We start from the raw sequence: 20,414 nt of genomic DNA, 5'->3' as shown, positions 1-20,414 counted from the left end.
CGCGCGGCGCACAATGTCGTCGGGGAGGGCGGCATGACCAACGTCCTGATCGACCTCGGCGAGGCGCCGCGCGGCGACGTCCCGCCGCCCGCCTCGCCGCCGCCACCGCCGCCGCTGCGGGCACTGTTCGGCCTGCTGGCGTTCGTGCTGGTGGGGTTGCTCGCGGCCGCCGCGCCGCTGCCCCGCCCGGAGCGGCCGATCGTCATCCCGGCCCGCCTGGGCGACTCCGTCTTCGTCGCCGGCGGTCTGCTCTTCGTGGCCGGCGGCTCGACGGTCGTGGGGCCGGGTGTGCGGGTGCGCGGCGTCGACACGTACGAGCTGCCCGCCGCGCGCCTCGTCGACAGCACCATGGTCACCGTCGCGGGCGCGGTCGATCAGGTGCTGCGAGCCGGTGACACCGTCGTGGCGTCGTACCAGCTGGAAGTGAACGGCGACTCGGCCGTCGTGGCGGTCGCCGCCGGCACGGACCGCACGCTGTGGCGGCGCCCCGCCCGGCTGCTGGGCGCCACGGCCGGCGGCCAGGTGCTGCTCGCGACGGACGAGGCAGCGCTCGCCGTCGACGCCGCCACCGGCACGGTGCGCTGGTCGGTGCCGCGCCCGCCGGGCGGCACCATCGCCGAGTCCGGCGCGCCCGCCTACCCGCGGTGGCTGGTGGTCCAGTCCGGGGACGGGCGCCTGCGGACCTACGACGCGCTGACCGGGCGGCTCCTCGCCACCCGTTCCGTGCCGGCGGGATCCGGGAACGTCTGGCCCGTCGGCGACCTGGTCACGGTCGGCACGCGGGACGGGTTCAGCGCCTACCGCCTGCCCGACCTCGCGTACCGCTGGCACACCGCCGCCGACCTGTCGCAGAGCTGGATGCAGGCCGACTGCGGGTCGCTGATCTGCACCTTCCGCCAGCAGACCGGCATCGTGGCGCTCGACCGGCGTACCGGCCGGGCCCTCTGGTCGTCGGAGCTCTGGGCGTACGCCGCTCCGGCCGGCTCCTACCTCGCCGCCACCCGCCTCGACCGGCGCACGTTCGAGCCCGCGGTGTGGCTGCTCGACCCGGCCACCGGGGCGACGATCGGCAACTTCGGCCGCTGGGAGAGCCTCGGCCCGGCCGGCGACGGCCTGCTCTACGGCAAGATCGACATTCATGGCCGGTACGTCACGCACTACGGCGTGCTCGACCCCGCGACCCGGCGCGTCCGCGTCACCGGCACGGCCACCGGCGTCGCCGGGAGCTGCCGTGCCGGCGCCGGCATGCTGATCTGCCGGCTGATCGACGCCTCGGTCGCCCTGTGGCCGCTTCGGTAGCCTTCCTCTTACGGCCTCTTCACACCCCGTCGACGAGGCTGTACCCGGTCGGTGACGGAGGTCTGCGGTGCGTGTGCTGGTAGTGGAAGACGAGCGGAACCTCTGCGACGCCATCGCCCGAGGGCTGCGACGCAAGGGCATGGCGGTCGACGTGGCGTACGACGGATTGCAGGGCCACGAGATGGCCTATGTCACCCGGTACGACGTGGTCGTCCTCGACCGCGACCTGCCCGGCATGCACGGCGACGAGATCTGCGCGGCGCTGGTCGAGAGCGGCACGCTCACCCGGGTGCTGATGCTGACCGCGAGCGGTACGGTCGCCGACCGCGTCGAGGGCCTCCAGCTCGGCGCCGACGACTACCTGCCCAAGCCGTTCGCCTTCGACGAGCTGGTCGCCCGCGTGCAGGCACTGGGCCGGCGGGCCACCCCGGCCGCCCCGCCCGTGCTCACCGTCGGCAACCTCGTGCTCGACCAGACCCGCCGGGTCGTCACCCGCGGAGGCACCCCGATCGAGCTGACCAACAAGGAGTTCGGCGTCCTCGAGGAGCTGCTCAAGGCCCGAGGGGGAGTGGTGTCGAGCGAAGAGCTGCTGGAACGGGTCTGGGACGCCAACACCGACCCGTTCACCACGACAGTGCGGGTGACAGTGATGACGCTGCGTAAGAAGGTCGGCGACCCACCGCTGATCGAGACCGTGGTCGGCGCCGGCTACCGGGTGCCGGAACCGGTCGTCCTCTCATGACGGTCTACTCCGGCAGCACCCACCGCAGCCTGCGGCTCAGCCTGCGCCCCACCCTGCGGCTCCGGCTCACCCTGCTCAACGGCATCCTGCTGGTCGGCGCCGGCGCCATCCTGGTGCTGCTCGCGTGGCTGCTGGTCAGCGACGTGATGAGCTCCGGCGAGGGCCTGCGCCCCGGCACCACGGTGATCCTCGAGAACGGCGAGACCCGCGACGCGGTGGCCTGGCAGAGCACGCTGGTGTCCCAGGCCTCCCAGGAAGTGCTGGTCAAGGGCCTGGTCGCACTGTTCGCGATCGGCATCATCGGCACGGCGGGTGCCTACGCGGTGGCCGGGCGGGCGCTGCGCCCGCTGCACGCGGTGACCCAGACGGCCCGGCGCCTCGGCGAGGAGACCCTCGACCAGCGCATCCGCTACTCCGGGGCGGACGACGAGGTCGCCGAGCTGGCCCGCACGTTCGACGCGATGCTCGACCGGCTGGCCGGCGCGTTCGAGTCCCAGAAACGCTTCGTGGCGAACGCCTCCCACGAGCTCCGCACCCCGCTCGCGGTCATGCGCACCGAGATCGACGTGACGCTCAGCGACGACGAGGCCGACGTGGCCGAATACCGCCGCATGGCCAAGGTGGTGCGCAACGCCTCCGAGCGAGCGAACGGCCTGGTCGACGCGCTGCTGGTGCTGGCCCGCTCCGAGGCCCAGTCGGGCCGGCGCCTGGTCCGCAAGGTCCCCGCCGACCTGGCGACCAGCGTGACGAACGCCCTGTCGGCGGTCCGTGCCGAGGCCGAGCGCCTGAAGCTCGACGTGACGACGGACCTGCGCCCGGCCACAGTGGTCGGCGACCCGTCCCTGCTCGACCGCCTGGCCGGCAACCTGATCGAGAACGCGATCCGCTACAACCACCTGCTGGGCCGCCTCTGGCTTCGAACATCGACGGTGGACGGCCAGGCGGTGCTGGTAGTGGGAAACACCGGATACGAGGTGGAGCCGGGGGACGTGCCGGGCCTGTTCGAGCCCTTCCGCCGGGGAGGCTGGGAACGCACCGGCTCCCGAGGCTCGGGTTTGGGCCTGTCGATCGTCCGAGCGGTCTGCGACGCCCACGGAGGCACGGTGTCGGCGGTGGCCCAGGAGGGCGGCGGCCTCGAAGTGACGGTGAAGCTCCCGACGGCCGACGCGACCCCGGTGGTGGCGGCCTCGGCAACGGTGAAGCGCGCGAAAGGTTTGGGCGTGGCGCCGTCGCAATAGCGGCCTGGCAGTGATTTGGCCGCGCAGCCCGGCGGGTGCCTCGCGGCGGCGTGCCGCCGGGCGGCGACGTTCTCACCGCCCTCGCGGCAGGGCGCGCCGGGCGGCGACGTTCTCACCGGCCTCGCGTCAGGGTGCGTCAGGCGGCGACGTTCTCGGCCTCGCGGCGGATGGTGCGCCAGCGCGACAGGCTGATGCCCAGCTCGGCGGCGAGCTCGGCCTCGGTGAGGTGGGGGCGGTCGGCCTTGATGCGGTGGGCGAGGGCGACCGTCTCGGCGGGGCTGCGGCGCGGCTTGGCCGGCTTCTCGGCGCGGGCGGTGGTCGTGTCCGGGCGCGTGGTCCGCTGGGCGGGGACGGCCCGCGCGGAGCCGGTCGGGCGAGACGTGGCGGCCGCGCCGGCGGTCGGGCGTGGGGCGCCGGTGGCCGGGCGGGGAGCGTTGCCGGCTGGGCGGCCCTGGCGGGTCATGGCGGGCGTGAAGGCCGCGGTGTCCGAGGCGCGGGGGAGGGCGGTGGCGGCTTCCGCGAGCGCGGCGGCGGTCGTCGCCCGTGTGCCGGTGCCGGCGTTGCGAGAGCGGGGCTGCGCGGCGGACACGTGCCCACCGGCCCTGTGTGCTGTGGTCGCGCTTGAGGCGGCCAGGTGGCCGGAAGCGGTCTGTGCGGTGGGGGCCGGGATGAGGCCCGGATAAGCGGTGGCGACCTCGGAAGGCTCGGCCTGTTCCGACATGCTGCGCATGTCGGAAATTTCGGTTATGTGGGCCACGGGAGGGGCGGCGAGGGTGGCCGGGCTCGGAGCGACGGTTGAGGAAGGAGTGCTGGTGGTGGGGCCCGCGGGCGTGGGGACGCCGGTCGCCGTGAGGCCCGGGGCCGTCGTGGAGACACCGGTCGTGGCGAGGCTTGGGGCCGCTGTGGGGATGCCGGTCGTGGTCGTGGTGGCCGTCGGCGTGGGGGTGCCATTGGTGGGGAAGCCGGCGGCCGGAGTGGCGGTGCCGGCCGGGGCTGCGGGGCTGTGGGCGGATGGCGTGCCGGCGGGGGTGGGCGCGGCCAGGTCGGGAGTGGCGGCTCGTTCCAGGGTGGAGATACGGCCGCCGAGCTCGACCAGGCAGATGCTTGCCACGACGATGAGGCCGTCGACGGAGAGCGGGAGCAAGTAGGGGGAGGCGCCGGTCTCGCCGTAGCGGGCTGCCACGCCGGCCATGTGCCAGTAGGAGACCCACGCGGCGATGCCGGCGATGGTGGCGGTGGCGACGAAGCGGGCGGCGGCCAGCAGCTTGCGGTGGACCGGGACTCGGGAGATGAGCTCCACGGTCAGCAGCAGGGCCAGCGGCGGCCAGGCGGCGATGGCCTGGCTGATGGGGTTGTCCAGGGCGTGCAGGACGTTGGCGACCACCGACGCGGCCACGCCCAGCAGGAGTGTGGCTCGTACCGCCCAGCGGACGCGGCGCAGGTGCTCCAGGACCACCGCAACTCTCCTCAACCGATCGACGACCCGGCCATCGTGACCGGTCGACATTACGCGTGCGCCTCCGGCGGGGAACCGTGACCGGTCCGTGCCGGAGGCGACGCGACTATGTGATCGTGTTGAGCGGCGTGTCGGGTTGACTCGCGGTCAGCTCTTGCTCTCTACCTGGGCACGCAACTTCGGGAACTCGGCCTTGGCGGCGGAGACGGACTTGAAGTAGCTGATGATCATGCCGTAGCTGCCCTCGTCGGCCCAGGCGCAGAGGGTGAAGTCGGTGCCGGAGGCGTCGCCGGAGCCGCACTTGGCGTAGCCGCCCAGGGCGCCGGTGGGCGCGGTGACGATGTTGTCGATCTTCAGGCCGCCGAGGCCGGCGCCGTAGAAGGTGGAGTCGAGCTCCGTCTTGGGGTTGGTGAGCGGGACCGCGGCGGCGGCGAGGACGACGATGTCCTGCTCGCCGACCGTGCCGTACAGGGCGCCGATGGCCTTGGTGACGCCTGGCATGCCCTTGAGGCTCGACTCCAGGCGCTCGGTCTGTGGCGCGAACTGCTGGTTGGTCAGCTTGGGGCGGCCGCCCAGCTTCGCCGGCTCGACGATCTTGATGACGGGCGCCGCCGGCTTGGTGGGCTGGGTGGTCGGTGCCGCGTCGGTCGGCTCCGCCGTCGAGGTGGCCGTCGGCGTCGGGTCGGTGCTGCCGCCCGTGGTCGTCGTGTCGGAGTCGGCGTTCTTGCCGATCAGGTAGAGCGCTACCGAACCGCCGACGCAGAGCACCAGCACGATCGCGACGGCGGTCAGCACGATCGGCAGCACCTTGCTCTTCTGCTTCGGCGCCTGCGGGTAGCCGGGCTGACCGTAGAGTGGCTGGCCGTAGGGCGGCTGGCCGTACGGCGAGGCCGCGTACTGCGGCTGGGTCGGATCCGAGGGCACCCCGCCGTACTGCGGCTGGGTGGGATCGGACGGCACCCCGCCCCACTGGGGCTGGCCGGGGTCCGACGGCGGCGGGCCCCACTGCGGCTGGGTGGGATCCTGCGGCGCGCCGTACTGCGGCTGGCCGTAGGGCTGACCAGGGCCAGAGCCGGGCGCCGGGTAGGCGGTGGTCGGCGGGTATCCGGGCGGCGCGGGCGGCACCGACCCCGGCGCGTCCGGCGGCTGCTGCCCCGGGTAAGGCTGGTAGGGCGGCTGGCCCTGATAGGGCTGAGTCGGATCGGGCTGGCCGGAGGGCTCGCCCGGAGAGGGCTGGCCGGGGTACGGGGGCTGCGACATCGAGCGCTCCAACAATCGGGTACCCCGGGAGCCTATCGGCCTGCGGCAATGGCGCAGCCACCCAGGACTAGGGGAAACGCCACAGGCGGCGCCCGGCGGAGCCGTACGGCGATGCCCCGCGCCGGCAAACGGCACGGGGCATCACGAAACGGGCGTCCGAGGGAGATCGGGCGAGGCGATCAGGCGGGCAGCGAGGCCACGCCCTTCGGCAGGAACCGCTTGCCGGTGACCCGCTCCGAGGTGCCGCTGCGGTCCAGATAGGCCGTCACGCCGCCCAGGTGCAGCGGGTAGCCCGCGCCCAGGATCATGCACAGGTCGATGTCCTGCGGCTCCGCGACCACGCCCTCGTCGAGCATGATCCGGATCTCCTCGGCGAGCGCGTCCATCGCCTTCTGGCGTACCTCGTCGGCGGTCAGCGGCGCGGAACCGCCCTCGATCAGCTTGACGACCTCGGGGTTGATCTCGTCGTCCACCATGACCGGCAGGCCGGCGTCGACGATCCGCTTGAGGTTGGGCGAGTCGGCGAAGCGGTCCGGGAACGCCCGGTGCAGGGTCTCGCCGACGTGGTACGCCACCGCGGGGCCGACGAGCTGGAGCAGCGCGATCGGGCGCATCGGCAGGCCGAGCGGGTCCATCGCCACGTTCACCACGTCGAGCGGGGTGCCCGCGTCGATCGCCTGGAAGATCTCGCTGGTGACCCGGGTGAGCAGGCGGTTGACCACGAACGCCGGGGCGTCCTTGACCAGCACCGACGACTTCTTCAGCTCCTTGCCGACCGCGAACGCCGTGGCCAGCGTCGCGTCGTCGGTCTGCTCGCCCCGGATGATCTCGAGGAGCGGCAGCACCGCGACCGGGTTGAAGAAGTGGAAGCCGACGACCCGCTCCGGGTGCTCCAGGTCGGCGGCCTGCGCGCTCACCGACAGCGAGCTGGTGTTGGTCGCGAGGATCGCCTCGGGCGAGACGATCTTCTCGATCTCGGCCCAGATCTGCTTCTTGAGCTCCAGGTTCTCGAAGACGGCCTCGATCACGAAGTCGGCGTCCGCGAAGACGGACTTGTCGACCGAGCCGCTCACCAGGCCGCGCAGCTTCGCGGCCGTACCCTCGTCGAGGCGGCGCTTGGCGACCAGCTTGTCGATCTGGTCGATCACGTAGCGCACGCCCTTGTCGACCCGCTCCTGGTCGAGGTCGGTGAGCACCACCGGCACCTGGAGGCGGCGGACGAAGAGCAGCGCGAGCTGCGAGGCCATCAGGCCGGCGCCGATCACGCCCACCTTGGTGACCTTGCGGGCGAGCGACTTGTCGGGCACGCCGACCGGCCGCTTGGCCCGGCGCTGCACCAGGTCGAAGCCGTACAGGCTGGCCCGCGCCTCGTCACCCATGATCAGGTCGGCGAGCGCCTGGGTCTCGGCGGCCGTGCCGTCGGCGAAGGACGCGTCCTTGGCCAGCGCGAGCAGCTCGAGGGCCTTGTTGGCGGACGGGACCGCGCCGTGCAGCTTCTCGTCGAGCTGCTGCTTGGCGAAGAAGAGCACGCCCTCCCACATGTCCTTGTCGACCTCGGGCCGCTCGACGGTGACGTCGCCCTTGACGACCCCGGCCGCCCATTCGAGCGAGCGCTCCAGGAAGTCGGCCGGCTCGAACAGCTGGTCGGCGACGCCGAGCTCGGCCGCCTGCTTGGGGCGCAGCGTCTTCTGGGTGAGCGGGTTCTGCAGGATGACCTGGGCCGCGCCGGGCACGCCGATCAGGTTGGGCAGCAGCTGGCTGCCGCCCCAGCCGGGCACCAGGCCGATCGCGACCTCGGGCAGGCCGAGCGCCGCCGCGCCGCCGGAGACCGTGCGGTAGTGGCAGTGCAGGGCGACCTCGAGGCCGCCGCCCAGCGCCGCGCCGTTGATGAAGGCGAAGGTCGGAATGCGCGAATCGCGCAGGCGGGCGAAGGCACGGTGGCCCAGCTCGCCCAGCTCGACGGCCTGCTCCCGCGACGTGATGTACGGGATGCCGGTGATGTCCGCGCCGACGCAGAAGATGTACGGCTTGCCGGTCAGCGCGATGAACGCCGGCTCGGCCTCGGTGGCCTTGGTGATCGCCTCGTCGAGGGAGGCGAGGCCGCCCGGGCCGAAGCTGTTCGGCTTCTTGTAGTCGAGGCCGTTGTCGAGAGTGATCAACGCGGCCGGGCGTTCGAGGCCGGGCACGGCCACGAGGCGGAGCAGGGCCTTGGTGACGACTTCCTGCGGGTGCGAGATCACTTGGCGAAGCCCTCCCAGTTCGGGTTCTCCCAGATAACCGTGCCGCCCATGCCGATGCCGATGCACATGGCGGTGAGGCCGTACCGGACCTCGGGGTGCTCGGCGAAGTGGCGCGCGAGCTGCGTCATCAGGCGGACGCCGGAGGAGGCCAGCGGGTGGCCGATGGCGATCGCGCCGCCCCACGGGTTGACCCGCGGGTCGTCGTCGGCGATGCCGTAGTGGTCGAGGAAGGCGAGCACCTGGATCGCGAACGCCTCGTTCAGCTCGAACAGGCCGATGTCGTCGATCGTCAGGCCGGCCTTCTTCAGCGCCTTCTCGGTCGACGGGATCGGGCCGTAGCCCATGATCTCCGGCTCGACGCCGACGAAGCCGTAGGACACCATCCGCATCGCGACCGGCAGGCCCAACTCGCGGGCCGTGTCCTCACTGGCCAGCAGCGCGGCGGTGGCGCCGTCGTTGAGGCCGGCCGCGTTGCCCGCGGTGACCCGGCCGTGCGGGCGGAACGGGGTCTTGAGGGTGGCGAGCTTCTCCATCGAGGTCTCACGCGGCGCCTCGTCGACGGTCGCGAGCCCCCAGCCCTGTTCGGCGCTGCGGATCGCCACCGGGACCATGTCGGGCTGGAGCTTGCCGTCCGCGTACGCCTTGGCCGTCTTGAGCTGCGAGTTGAGCCCGTAACGGTCGGTGCGCTCCTTGGTGATGTTCGGAAGGCGGTCGTGCAGGTTCTCCGCCGTCGAGCCCATGACCAGGGCGCTCGGGTCGACCAGCTTCTCGGCCAGGATGCGCGGGTTGGGGTCGACGCCCTCGCCCATCGGGTGGCGGCCCATGTGCTCGACACCGCCGGCGATCGCCACGTCGTACGCGCCCATGGCGATGCCGCCGGCCACGTTCGTCACGGCGGTCATCGCGCCGGCGCACATGCGGTCGATCGCGTAGCCGGGAACGGTCTTGGGGAGGCCGGAGAGCAGGGCGGCGGTGCGGCCGATCGTCAGGCCCTGGTCGCCGATCTGGGTGGTGGCGGCGATCGCAACCTCGTCGACGCGGTCCGGCGGAAGCTGCGGGTTGCGGCGCATGAGCTCGCGGATGCAGCGGATGACCAGGTCGTCGGCGCGGGTCTCGGCGTACATGCCGCCCGCTTTGCCGAAGGGGGTGCGGACGCCGTCTACGAAGACGACCTCGCGTATCTCACGGGGCACAGCAAGCCTCCTTGCGGGCGGGTGTGCGGTGAATGCTACTCGCCAGTAACTAATCGGGGCCAGCGGCGTGTGGAAACGTCACAGCAACAAAACCCTGGGGCTCTGCCCCAGACCCCGGCCATCGCTGCTGGGACCCAGGTTAGGAGCTTGCGGTTGGTGGGTGGCGGGGTTTGGGTGGTCCCTTGTGCCGTCGCAACGGGACCACCCAAACCCCTAGGCCGTGGGGTCTGGCAGGGCCTCTGCTAGTCGCGTGGCCAAGAGTTCTGTTTGCCAGTTTCTGGCGCCGAAGCCTCTTAGCGTGTCGGCCACTGTTTGTGCCGTTATGTCCTCTGGGGGTGACCAGGCCAGGCGGCGGATGTAGTCGGGGCTGATCAGGTTTTCCGGGGGGAGGGTGTGTTCCTCGGCCGTGGCTATGACCACCGCGCGGCATCTGGTCAGGCGGGCGGCGGCCACCGGGTCACGTTCCGCCCAGCGGTGGGGTGGGGGTGGGCCGTCCACCGGCTGGTTCACCGGGAGCGCGTCGTCCGGCAGGGACCTTGCCTCGTCGAGGGCGTCCAGCCAGACCCGGGCCAGGCGGCGGACCGAGCGGCCGCCGAAGCCGGGGATGGCCAGCAGGGTTCGCTCGTCCTTCGGGTCCTGTTCGGCGGCGGCGACTATGGCCGAGTCGGGGAGGACGCGGCCCGGGGCCGAGTCTCGGCGGGCGGCGACGCTGTCGCGGGCGTACCACAGGGCGCGGACGCGGGACTGTGCTCGCGCGCCTCGTACGCGATGGATGCCCGACGTGCGGCGCCACGGGTCGGGGCGGACCCTGGGCGGGCGGTCGGCGCTGGCCACCAGGGCGGCGAACTCCTCGGCGGCCCAGGCGGACTTGCCCTGGCGGTCCAGCTCGGCGGCCAAGTGGTCGCGCAGGTCGGTCAGGAGCTCGACGTCCAGGGCCGCGTAGGTGAGCCAGGACTCGGGGAGCGGGCGGGTCGACCAGTCGGCCGCCGAGTGGTGCTTCTCCAGCGAGTAGCCGAGCAGCTGCTCGGTGAGGGCGGCCAGCCCGACGCGCTCGAAGCCGGCCAGGCGGGCGGCCAGCTCGGTGTCGAAGAGGCGGCGGGGCTTCATGCCGATCTCGGCCAGGCACGCCAGGTCCTGGGAGGCGGCGTGCAGCACCCACTCGCTGTCGGCCAGCGCGTCGTCGAGGGTGCGCAGGTCGTCCAGGGGGAGCGGGTCGATCAGGACGGTGCCGGCGCCGGCCCGGCGCAACTGCACCAGGTAGGCGCGCTGGGTGTAGCGGTAGCCGGAAGCGCGCTCGGCGTCCACGGCCACCGGGCCGCTGCCGGACGCCATGCGGGCGACCACGTCGGCCAGCTCGGCGGCGGTCTCCACGGGACGCGGCGTGCCCTCGCGCGGCGCGGTCAGGGGGACGGAAGTAGCGGGCGCGGCGTCGGGACCACCAGACGTCGGGTCGGGCGGCTCGGCCTGCGGTCGTCCGTCCCTTGCGGGCTCCGGTGTGTCCCGACGGATCAGAGATGCATCGTCGGTCACTCCGTAACCGTACGGGGGCGCCCCCCTGCCCGTGCGCAGCCGGGTCCCGGCGCGCCGTTTCCTGATCCACAACCGGGCTGATCCGAACGGCGCTCCGCTCCGTATTACCTCCCGCAGCGCCGATACCCGGGAGGCCGCGCCGGATGACCATGACCTTCGAACCGTTCACGCCCGCGGGCTCCACGGAGCAGCGCCGATACGACGGGCGGCGGAGGGCCGAGGAGCGCACGGGCGCCCCGGCGTGGGACGAGGCGCCGCGCTGGGAGGAGCCGGCGCCGCGGTGGAACGATCCGGCGAGCGACCCCTGGGGACAACCGGCCCAGCAGCAGTGGATCGAGGACCCGCAATGGCAGGTGCCGCCGCCGCAGCAGCACCAGCAGGGGCGGCCCGGCGAGGTGGCGAGCCCCGAGCCCGAGCCGGTGCCACGGCGGGCCGCGGCGGGCGGGCGCTTCAAGCCGGTGGTGGTCGGCGTGGTGGTGCTGCTGCTCCTGGTCGCGGGCTGGCAGGCGTACCGCATCGAGGGAATGAGCGACCACAACCAGGACCTGGCGACGGTGCTCGCGGCCGAGAAGGACCGGACCGACCGGCTGGAGAAGCAGCTGGCGGGCGTCTTCGACCCCGAGGCGGTCTCGTCGGCGGCACTGCCCAGCGTCTTCCGGGTGCGCGCCGGCAGCTTCACCGGCACCGCGTTCTCGGTCGGCAGGAAGGCCAAGGGCAACGAGTCGAACCTGATGACGAACTACCACGTGGTGGCCGAGGTGTGGACCGACGGCGGGCGCCGGGTGTCGCTCGAGCGCGGCAGCACCCGCATCACCGCCACCATCGTCGACGTCGACAAGGGCAAGGACCTGGCGCTGCTGCACGCCGACACCAAGATCGCGGGGCTGGCGACGGCGACCGCCACGGTCAAGCCGGGCCAGCAGGTGGTCGTGGTCGGCGCGCCGCTCGGCCTGGACGACTCCGTGACCACCGGCGTGATCAGCGCCTATCGGCCGGACGACCCGGACGGGCCGACGATCCAGTTCGACGCGCCGATCAACCCGGGCAACTCGGGCGGGCCGGTCGTGAACGCGGCCAACCAGGTCGTCGGGCTGGCCACGGCCAAGGCCAAGGACGCCGAGGGCATCGGCCTGGCCATCCCGATCAAGACGGCCTGCGAGACCTTCACGGTGTGTTAGAGCGGCTGTTCTGACCCAGCAGCGCCACACCCGGCGGCGGCAGGCCGGCGGTGGAGGCGAGCATGGCGCACCAGCCCAGCAGGTGGGCGGTGAAGTCGTCGGCGGTCGGCGTCCACGAGGCGCGGACCTCCAGGTCGGCGGTGGGCGCCGGGCCGGCCAGCTCGCCGAAGCGGGTCGACGTGGTCTGGGTGATCGTGCCGCCGATCGCCGTGTAGGCCGCCGCGTGCTGGTCGAGGCCGTCGGTCAGCCACGTCCACGCCACCTCGGGCAGCAGCGGATCGTCGGCCAGGTCTTCCTCGAGCTCGGCGGTGACCAGCGTGACCAGCCGGATGTCGCCGTGCCACGCCTCGTGGCCGGCCGGGTCGTGCAGCAGGATCAGCCGGCCGCCGGCGACCTCGTCGCCGGAGCGCAGGACGGTCGCGCTCAGCGCGAACGACCACGGGGCGAGCCGCTGCGGAGCCGCGATCTCCTCGAGGAGGATCTCGGACCGTGGCGCCGGCACCCGCAGGCCGGCGACCGCGCGGGCGAACGCCGGAGGTTCAGCGGAGGGGGACGCCATGGGGGAAGACTATGCCGCCGCCGCGTGTCCGTAGCCGATCGGCGCTCCCCGCGTGTCGTGGCACGATGGCGCGGTGACCTCAGTCTTGAACGATTCGCCCTTTGTGCGCGCCTGCCGCGGCCTCGACGTGCCGCACACCCCGGTCTGGTTCATGCGGCAGGCCGGGCGCTCGCTGCCCGAGTACCGCAAGATCCGGGAGGGCATCGGGATGCTGGAGTCGTGCCGGCGTCCCGACCTGGTCACCGAGATCACGCTCCAGCCGGTGCGCCGGCACAACGTCGACGCGGCGATCCTGTTCAGCGACATCGTCGTGCCGATCGCGGCGGCCGGCATCGACCTCGACATCGTCGCCGGGACGGGCCCGGTGGTGGCCGAGCCGGTGCGCACCCCGGCGGACGTCGAGCGGCTGCGCCGGATCACCTCCGACGACGTCGGCTTCGTCGCCGAGTCGGTGCGGCTGCTGGTCAAGGAGCTGGGCGCCACACCGCTGATCGGCTTCGCGGGCGCGCCGTTCACGCTGGCGAGCTACCTGATCGAGGGCGGCCCGTCCCGGACGTACCTCAAGACCAAGGCCATGATGTACGCGGAGCCGCAGCTCTGGCACGCGCTGCTGTCCCGCCTCGCCGACATCACGCTCGCGTTCCTGCGCACCCAGATCGACGCCGGTGTCAGCGCGGTCCAGCTCTTCGACTCGTGGGCCGGCGCGCTCAGCGAGGCCGACTACCGCGAATACGTCCTGCCGCACTCGTCGCGGGTGCTCACCGGCCTGGCCGGCGCGGGCGTGCCGCGCATCCACTTCGGCGTGGGCACCGCGGTGCTGCTGCGGGCGATGGGCGAGGCGGGCGCAGACGTGGTCGGCGTCGACTGGCGCACGCCCCTCGATCGGGCGACGCAGCTGATCGGCCCGGCGAAGTCGGTGCAGGGCAACCTGGACCCGGCCGTGCTCTTCGCCGGCCGCGAGGTCGTCGAGCGCGAGGCCCGCCGGGTGCTCGAGCAGGGCCGGTCGGCGCCCGGGCACGTGTTCAACCTCGGCCACGGCGTGCTGCCCGAGACCGATCCGGACGCGCTGACCAGGCTGGTCGCCTTCGTCCACGAGACGTCGGCACACTAGGTCACATTCGCGAACCCCCGCCGAGGGCCCGGGGGCGCGACCTGGGAGGGTGGGAAACGTGCGGAAGCGGGTTGCGGTCATCGGAGGCGGCATCGCCGGCCTCGCGGCCGCCGTGCGCCTGCGGGACCTGACGCCGCCGGACACCGAGATCATCGTGTACGAGCAGAGCGGCGCCCTCGGCGGCAAGCTGCGCACCGGCGAGCTCGGCGGGGTCACCGTCGAGCGCGGCGCCGAGTCGTTCCTGATGACCGGCGCCGACGGTGCCGAGTCGGCCGCCGTCGCTCTGGTGAAGCGGCTCGGCCTCGGCGACGCCATCAGGCATCCGGCCCGGGTCCCGGCGGCGCTGGCGTTCGGCGGCCGGCTCGCGCCGATGCCCGGGGGCACGCTGGTCGGTGTGCCGGGTGATCTGGCGCAGCTCGGCGACGTGGCGCACGCCGACGCGGAGCGCGACCACGACGCGGGCCGGCCGCTGCTCGCCGAGGGCGAGGACGTGGCGGTCGGCGCGCTGGTCCGCGAGCGGTACGGCGACGAGGTCGTCGACCGGCTCGTCGATCCGATGCTGGGCGGCGTCTACGCGGGGCGGGCCGACGGGCTGTCGCTCCAGGTGACGATGCCGCAGCTGGCGCGCACGGCCCGGGTCGAGCACACGTTGCGCGACGCGGTGCGAGCGGCGCAGCGGGCCGGCCGGCGAGTGCCCGGCAAGCCGATCTTCGGCGCGGTCGAGGGTGGCATGAGCCGCCTGGTGGGCGCGGCCGCCGCGGCCAGTAGCGCCCGGATCAGCCTGGGACTTCCGGTCCGCGAGATCGCCCGCACCGCGCACGGGTGGCGGTTGCTGCTCGGACCGGTGCCGGCGCCGCAGACCGACGACGTGGACGCGGTGGTGCTGGCCGTGCCGGCTTCTCCTGCCGCGCGGCTTTTGTCCGGTGTGGCTCCCGCCGCTGCCGCGGCCTTGGGCGCTCTCGACTACGCGAGCGTGGCTCTGGTGGGCCTGGCGCTGCCGCCCGGGACGCCGCTTCCGGATCTCTCCGGATTTCTGGTGCCGCCGAGCGAAGGGACCCTCGTCAAGGCGGCCACGTTCGTCACCACGAAGTGGTCGCTGCCGGGCGACGGGCCGGTGATCGTGCGGGCGTCGCTGGGGCGCGCCGGCGAACAGGAGCGGCTGCAGTTCGACGACGCGGTGCTGCTCGAGCGGGCCATGTCCGACCTGGGTGCCCTGCTCGGCGGCGAGCTGCCGCCGCCGGTGGCCTCGTGGGTGCAGCGCTGGGGCGGCGGCCTGCCGCAATACGCGCCGGGACATCTCGACCGCCTCGCCGCGGCCCGGGCCGCCCTGCCGCCGGGCCTCGCGCTCGCCGGAGCGGCCTTCGACGGCATCGGCATCCCGGTGTGCATCGCGAGCGGCGAGCGAGCCGCCGAAGACGTGAGCAAGGCATGGGAGGGCTGAGGAAATGAGCGAGCAGACCAACGCGGCGCGGCTCAACGAGCTGAACGCGACGATCCGGTACACGATGTGGTCGGTCTTCCGGGCGCAGGCGCCGCTGCCGGCGCTCCGCGACGAGCTGGCGGGCGAGGTCGACGGCCTCTTCGAGCAGCTCGCCGCCAAGGACGTGACGATCCGCGGCACCTACGACGTGTCCGGCCTGCGCGCCGACGCGGACGTCATGATCTGGTGGCACTCGGAGTCGTCCGACGCGCTCCAGGAGGCCTATTCGCTCTTCCGCCGCACCGGGCTCGGCCGGCACCTGGCGCCGGTCTGGTCGCAGATGGCCCTGCACCGGCCCGCCGAGTTCAACAAGAGCCACATCCCCGCCTTCCTGGCGGGCGAGGAGGCGCGGCCCTACCTCTGCGTCTACCCGTTCGTGCGGTCGTACGAGTGGTACCTGCTGCCCGACGACGAGCGCCGCAAGATGCTCGCCGAGCACGGCAAGATGGCGCGCGGCTACCCGGACGTGCGGGCCAACACGGTGGCGTCGTTCGCGCTCGGCGACTACGAGTGGATGCTGGCCTTCGAGGCCGACGAGCTCTACCGCATCGTCGACCTCATGCGTGACCTGCGGGCCTCCGAGGCGCGGCGGCACGTGCGCGAGGAGGTCCCGTTCTACACGGGCCGCCGCCGCTCGGTCAGCGAGATCGTGGCCGCCCTGCCCTAGGGCGCTTCGCGCCGCATGGGGACGTGCGGAATGCCGTCCTCGAGGAACTCCGGGCCGGTCTGCCGGTAGCCGAACTTGGCGTAGAAACCGCTGGCGTACGCCTGGGCGTGCAGGACGCTCGGGCGGTTGCCGATGACCGTGAGCGCCTCGGCCATCAGCCGGCCGGCCAGCCCGGCGCCGCGGGCGCTCTTGGCGGTGACCACGCGGCCGATGCGCTGGACGTCGCCGTCGTCCAGGATGCGCAGGTAGGCCCTGACCTCGCCGTCGTGGGACACCCACACATGCCGCGTGCCGGGCTCGGTGTCGCGGCCGTCGGGGTCGGCGTAGGCGCACTCCTGCTCGGCCACGAAGACGTCGGCGCGCAGCTTGAGGATGGCGTAGAGGGTCGTGGTGTCGAGGTCGCGGAAGGACGCGGTCCTGACTTCGTCGCGAGGCTCCGGATGCATGACTGCGAGCCTATGCGGCGCGGCGTCACCCGTATCGCGGCCGTCCGTTGTACGGATGGAAGCCCGAGGTGTGGAGGCCTTCATGATCAAGCGAAGCAAGCTCTTCGGCAACAAGACCCGGGTGACCTTCTGCCTGCCCGACAAGGCGGTCGACGGGCAGGTCAGCGTGGTCGGCACGTTCAACGGCTGGGAGCCGGGCCGGCACGAGCTCAAGCCGCGCCGCGACGGCACCCGCACGGTCAGCGTGACGGTCGGGCCCGGCCACTACCAGTTCCGCTACCTCGCCACCGGCGGCGTCTGGTTCGACGACGAGCTCGGCGGCGAATTGCGCGTGTAGCCCGTTTCGCGGTTTCGGCCCGGTACCTCCGGGGATTCGCTTGACTTGGCAAGCAGATCCTGAGGAGGAGACCATGGCCGGAACGCGGCTCGCCGTCATCTACTACTCGTCCACCGGCACCATCCACAAGATGGCCGAGCGCCTCGCCGCGGCGGGGGAGAAGGCCGGCGCGGAGGTGCGCCTGCGTCAGGTGCCCGAGCTGGCGCCCGCGGAGGCGATCGCCTCGAACGCGGCGTGGAGCCAGCACTTCGACCGGACGAAGGACGAGCCGAAGGCCACGGCGGACGACGTGGTCTGGGCCGACGCCGTCCTGTTCGGCTCGCCCACCCGGTACGGCAACGTGGCCAGCCAGCTCAAGCAGTTCATCGACACGCTCGGCCCGCAGTGGAGCCAGGGGCTGCTGGCCAACAAGGCGTACGCGGGCTTCACCGCCTCGATGACCGCGCACGGCGGGCAGGAGTCGACGCTGCTGGCGCTCTACAACACGATCTACCACTTCGGCGGCATCGTCGTGGCGCCCGGCTACACCGACCCGCTCAAGTTCGCCGACGGCAACCCGTACGGCGTCTCGCACGTCACCGGCGGAAGCAACGACGCGCCGCTGGAGGACGCGCAGCTGAACGCCCTCGATCACCTGGCGCAGCGGATCGTGTCGGTCGGCGGTCGGCTGAAAAGCGAATAAAAGTCGCGTTCGCCGCTAATCTGACACCATGACCACGTACGAGACCGTCGACCTGCACACCCGGGTCGCCCGGTACGAGGCCGCCCTGGAAGAGTTGCGGGCGGCGCACCAGGATGTCCGCGCCGTCCTGCAGGACCAGATCCTCTACGAGCGGTGGCAGCAGCTCGGCGCCGACCTCGGCTTCGTCGCCAACCAGTCGCCGCCGCCCGACCAGAGCCGGCCCCAGCGGGACCTGCAGGCGCTCAACGAGCACCTTCCGCAGATGTCGGACACCTGGGCCAGCTGACCACCCCAGCCACCGGGGTGAAACCCGGCCGCCGGCCGCGACCGGGACCCGCCGGGAGGCCGTACATCCGTGCGGTGCCTCCCGGCGGGTAGGTTGGCTGCCATGCCCGTCGACACCCAGTACGAGGACCTGCTGCGCCGGGTCCTGACCACCGGCACCCCGAAGAGCGACCGCACCGGCACCGGCACGGTGAGCCTGTTCGGCGAGCGCCTGCGCTACGACCTGTCGGCCGGCTTCCCGTTGATCACCACCAAGCGGGTGCACTTCAAGTCCGTCGCGGTCGAGCTGCTGTGGTTCCTCCGCGGCGAGAGCAACGTCTCCTGGCTGCGCGACAACGGCGTGACCATCTGGGACGAGTGGGCCGACGCCTCCGGTGAGCTCGGGCCGGTCTACGGCGTGCAGTGGCGCTCGTGGCCCACGCCCGACGGCGGCCACGTCGACCAGATCAGCGGCGTGCTCGACACGCTGCGCCGCGACCCCGACTCGCGCCGCATGATCGTCTCGGCGTGGAACGTGGGCGACCTGCCCGAGATGGCGCTGGCGCCGTGCCACGCGATGTTCCAGTTCTACGTCGCCGACGGCAAGCTCTCCTGCCAGCTCTACCAGCGCAGCGCCGACCTGTTCCTGGGCGTGCCGTTCAACATCGCGAGCTACGCGCTGCTCACCCGCATGGTGGCCGACCAGGTGGGGCTGGCGCCGGGCGACTTCATCTGGGTCGGCGGCGACTGCCACATCTACAGCAACCACGTCGAGCAGGTGCGCGAGCAGCTGTCCCGCGAGGCCTACTCCTTCCCCACGCTCGAGATCGCGCCGGCGCCGTCGCTCTTCGACTACAAGTACGAGGATTTCAAGGTCGTGGGCTACGAGCACCACCCCGCGCTCAAGGCGCCCGTCGCCGTATGACGGTCCACATGATCTGGGCCGAGGCGCACGGCCGCGTCGTCGGCGTGAAGGGCACCATCCCGTGGCGGCTGCCGGAGGATCAGCGCACCTTCCGGGAGCGCACCACCGGCGCCACCGTGGTGATGGGGCGCGCCACGTGGGACTCGCTGCCGGCCCGGTTTCGCCCGCTGCCGGGGCGCCACAACGTGGTGCTGACGCGTGACCCTGCGTGGTCGGCCGAGGGTGCCGAGGTGGTGCACTCGGTGAGTGATGTGGATCTCTCCGGCGACGTGTGGGTGATCGGCGGTCAGGCCGTGTACGAGGCTTTCCTCCCGGTGGCGGACCACATCCTGCGCACCCGGGTCGACCTGGCGGTGGACGGCGACACGTACGCCCCCGACTTGGGTGACGGATGGGTCGTCACGTCCAGCTCGGACTGGCAGACTTCGGAGAGCGGCCTGCGCTACGTGGTCGAGGAATTGGTTCGCAGCGGGCAAGCTGCCGACCTGGGCACGCGTCGGGGCGGTGCAGCGGCTAATCTTCCGGCCGACGCCGATCGTCTCGAGCCCTAGCAGGAAGAGGTCACTTCATGCTTTTGTCGCCGGTGACACTCTCCGTGGTCACGCCGATGTTCAACGAACGCGAGGCCGTCGACCACTTCGTCGCGCGCCTGCGGCCCGTCCTCGACGCCCTCGACGAGCCGTACGAGGTCGTCGCGGTCGACGACGGCAGCAGCGACGCGACCGTCTCGCGGCTCATGCAGCTGCGCGCCGACTGGCCGCAGCTGCGCGTGGTGGCCCTGCGCCGCAACGTCGGCCACCAGACCGCCCTGCGCGCCGGCCTGCGGGCCTCCCGGGGCGGGTACGTGGTGAGCATCGACGCCGACCTGCAGGACCCGCCCGAGGTGATCGGCGAGATGCTCGAGGCGGCCCGCCGCGAAAAGGTCGACGTGGTCTACGGCGTCCGCAGCGACCGCAGCACCGACACGGCGTTCAAGCGCCAGACCGCCGGGCTCTACTACCGGATGATGCGCCGGCTCGTCGGCCCATGGGTCTCCGACCAGGCCGGCGACTTCCGCCTGATGAGCCGCGCGGTCGTCGACGTGCTCAACGAGCTGCCCGAGCCGCGCCCGGTCTACCGCCTCATCGTGCCGTCGCTGGGCTTCGCCAGCGCCGAGGTGCCCTACGTGCGCGCCGAGCGTGTCGCGGGCGAGACGAAGTACCCGCTCTCCAAGATGATCAAGCTGACCATCGACAGCGTGACGAGCTTCTCCGCGGCCCCGCTGAAGGCGGCGACCTGGCTCGGCCTGTTCAGCTTCTTCGCCTGCGTCGTGCTGATCGCGGTCGCGCTGATCCGGTGGCTGGCCGGCGAGACGGTGCCCGGCTGGACGTCGCTCTACCTGGCGGTGCTGCTGCTGGGCGGCATCCAGCTGGTCTGTGTGGGCCTGCTCGGCGAGTACATCGGCCGCATCTACGCGGCCAGCCAGGGGCGGCCGGCGTTCCTGGTCGCCTTCGACACCGCGGCCCTCGACGTGGCGACGATCGCCCGGCCCGTCCCCGGCGGCCCGATCACCGACGACGTGGAGGCTGTCGAGCTGGCCACCCCGACCCCGACGAGCCACCAGCCGGCCTGACCTGCCACCAGCCGGCCTGACCTGCCGGTGGCCGGCCTGGCCTGCCGCCACTCCGCCGCCCGGCGCGGCATCACGCCGCGCCGCGAGCGGGCCGCTTTCTGGCCTTCTTCTGCGCCAGGGCGCTCTCGGCCTTCTGTGCCGGGGCGCTCTCGGCCTTCTGTGCCGGGGCGCTCTCGGCCTTCTGTGCCGGGGCGC

At 72.6% G+C, this 20,414-nt stretch carries 20 protein-coding genes; 13 read left to right on the top strand and 7 right to left on the bottom strand.

Annotation, left to right across the window (positions count from 1 at the left end; genetic code table 11):
- The first annotated feature begins 33 nt into the window (after positions 1-33).
- From Ade02nite_RS02705 to Ade02nite_RS02695, 3 genes are all read left to right on the top strand, one after another.
- A complete protein-coding gene (locus Ade02nite_RS02705) occupies positions 34-1,299 on the top strand; it encodes an outer membrane protein assembly factor BamB family protein (RefSeq protein WP_203759874.1) in 1,266 nt (421 codons plus the stop codon).
- Positions 1,300-1,366: 67 nt separating this feature from the next.
- Positions 1,367-2,041 (top strand): response regulator transcription factor, encoded by a 675-nt coding sequence (locus tag Ade02nite_RS02700; protein ID WP_203759873.1) that lies wholly within the window; start codon positions 1,367-1,369, stop codon positions 2,039-2,041.
- The gene (locus Ade02nite_RS02695; protein WP_203759872.1) at positions 2,038-3,279 is read left to right on the top strand and encodes a sensor histidine kinase; all 1,242 of its coding nucleotides are present in this window, start codon (positions 2,038-2,040) and stop codon (positions 3,277-3,279) included. Before Ade02nite_RS02700 ends, Ade02nite_RS02695 begins: the two co-directional genes overlap by 4 nt.
- A gap of 136 nt (positions 3,280-3,415) precedes the next feature.
- Here the strand turns inward: Ade02nite_RS02695 and Ade02nite_RS50200 are convergent, their stop codons facing one another.
- The 5 genes from Ade02nite_RS50200 to Ade02nite_RS02670 all read right to left on the bottom strand — a co-directional run bounded on the left by Ade02nite_RS50200 (position 3,416) and on the right by Ade02nite_RS02670 (position 10,958).
- Entirely contained in the window at positions 3,416-4,735 is a 1,320-nt protein-coding gene (locus Ade02nite_RS50200; protein WP_275409865.1) for a DUF2637 domain-containing protein, read from the bottom strand.
- A 147-nt stretch (positions 4,736-4,882) separates the two neighbouring features.
- Positions 4,883-5,995 (bottom strand): hypothetical protein, encoded by a 1,113-nt coding sequence (locus Ade02nite_RS02685; protein ID WP_203759871.1) that lies wholly within the window; start codon positions 5,993-5,995, stop codon positions 4,883-4,885.
- A gap of 179 nt (positions 5,996-6,174) precedes the next feature.
- Positions 6,175-8,235, bottom strand: a complete 2,061-nt coding sequence (locus tag Ade02nite_RS02680) for a 3-hydroxyacyl-CoA dehydrogenase NAD-binding domain-containing protein (RefSeq protein WP_203759870.1) — start codon at positions 8,233-8,235, stop codon at positions 6,175-6,177.
- A complete protein-coding gene (locus tag Ade02nite_RS02675; RefSeq protein ID WP_203759869.1) occupies positions 8,232-9,428 on the bottom strand; it encodes a thiolase family protein in 1,197 nt (398 codons plus the stop codon). The genes Ade02nite_RS02680 and Ade02nite_RS02675 overlap by 4 nt, the downstream gene beginning before the upstream one ends.
- Before the next feature lie 213 nt (positions 9,429-9,641).
- Positions 9,642-10,958: a ribonuclease D gene (locus Ade02nite_RS02670; protein ID WP_203759868.1), complete on the bottom strand. Its 1,317-nt coding sequence runs from the start codon at positions 10,956-10,958 to the stop codon at positions 9,642-9,644.
- Between the two features lie 143 nt (positions 10,959-11,101).
- On the opposite strand from Ade02nite_RS02670, the gene Ade02nite_RS02665 reads away from it, so the two are divergent.
- Positions 11,102-12,136 (top strand): S1C family serine protease, encoded by a 1,035-nt coding sequence (locus Ade02nite_RS02665; protein WP_203759867.1) that lies wholly within the window; start codon positions 11,102-11,104, stop codon positions 12,134-12,136.
- Here Ade02nite_RS02665 and Ade02nite_RS02660 read toward each other — a convergent pair.
- Positions 12,123-12,695: a DUF3000 domain-containing protein gene (locus Ade02nite_RS02660; protein ID WP_203759866.1), complete on the bottom strand. Its 573-nt coding sequence runs from the start codon at positions 12,693-12,695 to the stop codon at positions 12,123-12,125. The genes Ade02nite_RS02665 and Ade02nite_RS02660 overlap by 14 nt on opposite strands.
- Before the next feature lie 73 nt (positions 12,696-12,768).
- On the opposite strand from Ade02nite_RS02660, the gene hemE reads away from it, so the two are divergent.
- Genes hemE through hemQ form a run of 3 tightly spaced genes read left to right on the top strand, consistent with a single transcriptional unit; the run spans position 12,769 to position 15,953 of the window.
- On the top strand, positions 12,769-13,806 hold the full coding sequence (gene hemE, locus Ade02nite_RS02655; protein WP_307871192.1) for a uroporphyrinogen decarboxylase: 1,038 nt from the start codon (positions 12,769-12,771) through the stop codon (positions 13,804-13,806).
- A gap of 49 nt (positions 13,807-13,855) precedes the next feature.
- Positions 13,856-15,247 (top strand): protoporphyrinogen oxidase, encoded by a 1,392-nt coding sequence (gene hemG / locus Ade02nite_RS02650; RefSeq protein WP_203759865.1) that lies wholly within the window; start codon positions 13,856-13,858, stop codon positions 15,245-15,247.
- Positions 15,248-15,251: 4 nt separating this feature from the next.
- A complete protein-coding gene (gene hemQ, locus Ade02nite_RS02645) occupies positions 15,252-15,953 on the top strand; it encodes a hydrogen peroxide-dependent heme synthase (protein WP_203759864.1) in 702 nt (233 codons plus the stop codon).
- On the opposite strand, the gene Ade02nite_RS02640 is transcribed toward hemQ, so the two are convergent.
- Positions 15,950-16,399, bottom strand: a complete 450-nt coding sequence (locus Ade02nite_RS02640; protein ID WP_203759863.1) for a GNAT family N-acetyltransferase — start codon at positions 16,397-16,399, stop codon at positions 15,950-15,952. The two genes, hemQ and Ade02nite_RS02640, sit on opposite strands and share 4 nt — an antisense overlap.
- A gap of 82 nt (positions 16,400-16,481) precedes the next feature.
- On the opposite strand from Ade02nite_RS02640, the gene Ade02nite_RS02635 reads away from it, so the two are divergent.
- The 6 genes from Ade02nite_RS02635 (at position 16,482) to Ade02nite_RS02610 (ending at position 20,219) form a co-directional block, all read left to right on the top strand.
- A complete protein-coding gene (locus Ade02nite_RS02635) occupies positions 16,482-16,736 on the top strand; it encodes an early set domain-containing protein (protein WP_203759862.1) in 255 nt (84 codons plus the stop codon).
- 73 nt (positions 16,737-16,809) lie between these two features.
- On the top strand, positions 16,810-17,418 hold the full coding sequence (gene wrbA / locus Ade02nite_RS02630; protein ID WP_203759861.1) for an NAD(P)H:quinone oxidoreductase: 609 nt from the start codon (positions 16,810-16,812) through the stop codon (positions 17,416-17,418).
- Between the two features lie 28 nt (positions 17,419-17,446).
- Positions 17,447-17,704 carry a hypothetical protein gene (locus Ade02nite_RS02625; RefSeq protein WP_203759860.1) on the top strand — a complete coding sequence of 86 codons (258 nt, stop codon included), beginning with the start codon at positions 17,447-17,449 and terminating at the stop codon, positions 17,702-17,704.
- Between the two features lie 102 nt (positions 17,705-17,806).
- Positions 17,807-18,607, top strand: coding sequence for a thymidylate synthase (locus tag Ade02nite_RS02620; protein WP_203759859.1), 801 nt, complete (start codon positions 17,807-17,809; stop codon positions 18,605-18,607).
- 8 nt (positions 18,608-18,615) lie between these two features.
- A complete protein-coding gene (locus Ade02nite_RS02615) occupies positions 18,616-19,158 on the top strand; it encodes a dihydrofolate reductase (RefSeq protein WP_239168472.1) in 543 nt (180 codons plus the stop codon).
- A 17-nt stretch (positions 19,159-19,175) separates the two neighbouring features.
- The gene (locus Ade02nite_RS02610) at positions 19,176-20,219 is read left to right on the top strand and encodes a glycosyltransferase family 2 protein (RefSeq protein WP_203759857.1); all 1,044 of its coding nucleotides are present in this window, start codon (positions 19,176-19,178) and stop codon (positions 20,217-20,219) included.
- The last annotated feature ends 195 nt before the right edge of the window (positions 20,220-20,414 follow it).

Source organism: Paractinoplanes deccanensis (genome assembly GCF_016862115.1).
In the GTDB taxonomy this organism is placed as follows: Bacteria; Actinomycetota; Actinomycetes; order Mycobacteriales; family Micromonosporaceae; genus Actinoplanes; species Actinoplanes deccanensis.
This window is presented reverse-complemented; position numbering and strand designations above follow the sequence as displayed.

Bases quoted from the DNA above. Each gene is read 5' to 3' on its own strand.
- Ade02nite_RS02705 (WP_203759874.1), top strand. From the start codon at position 34: ATGACCAACGTCCTGATCGACCTCGGCGAGGCGCCGCGCGGCGACGTC.
- Ade02nite_RS02695 (WP_203759872.1), top strand. From the start codon at position 2,038: ATGACGGTCTACTCCGGCAGCACCCACCGCAGCCTGCGGCTCAGCCTG.
- Ade02nite_RS02685 (WP_203759871.1), bottom strand. From the start codon at position 5,995: ATGTCGCAGCCCCCGTACCCCGGCCAGCCCTCTCCGGGCGAGCCCTCC.
- Ade02nite_RS02665 (WP_203759867.1), top strand. From the start codon at position 11,102: ATGACCATGACCTTCGAACCGTTCACGCCCGCGGGCTCCACGGAGCAG.
- Ade02nite_RS02660 (WP_203759866.1), bottom strand. From the start codon at position 12,695: ATGGCGTCCCCCTCCGCTGAACCTCCGGCGTTCGCCCGCGCGGTCGCC.
- hemQ (WP_203759864.1), top strand. From the start codon at position 15,252: ATGAGCGAGCAGACCAACGCGGCGCGGCTCAACGAGCTGAACGCGACG.
- Ade02nite_RS02640 (WP_203759863.1), bottom strand. From the start codon at position 16,399: ATGCATCCGGAGCCTCGCGACGAAGTCAGGACCGCGTCCTTCCGCGAC.
- Ade02nite_RS02635 (WP_203759862.1), top strand. From the start codon at position 16,482: ATGATCAAGCGAAGCAAGCTCTTCGGCAACAAGACCCGGGTGACCTTC.
- wrbA (WP_203759861.1), top strand. From the start codon at position 16,810: ATGGCCGGAACGCGGCTCGCCGTCATCTACTACTCGTCCACCGGCACC.
- Ade02nite_RS02625 (WP_203759860.1), top strand. From the start codon at position 17,447: ATGACCACGTACGAGACCGTCGACCTGCACACCCGGGTCGCCCGGTAC.
- Ade02nite_RS02620 (WP_203759859.1), top strand. From the start codon at position 17,807: ATGCCCGTCGACACCCAGTACGAGGACCTGCTGCGCCGGGTCCTGACC.
- Ade02nite_RS02615 (WP_239168472.1), top strand. From the start codon at position 18,616: ATGATCTGGGCCGAGGCGCACGGCCGCGTCGTCGGCGTGAAGGGCACC.
- Ade02nite_RS02610 (WP_203759857.1), top strand. From the start codon at position 19,176: ATGCTTTTGTCGCCGGTGACACTCTCCGTGGTCACGCCGATGTTCAAC.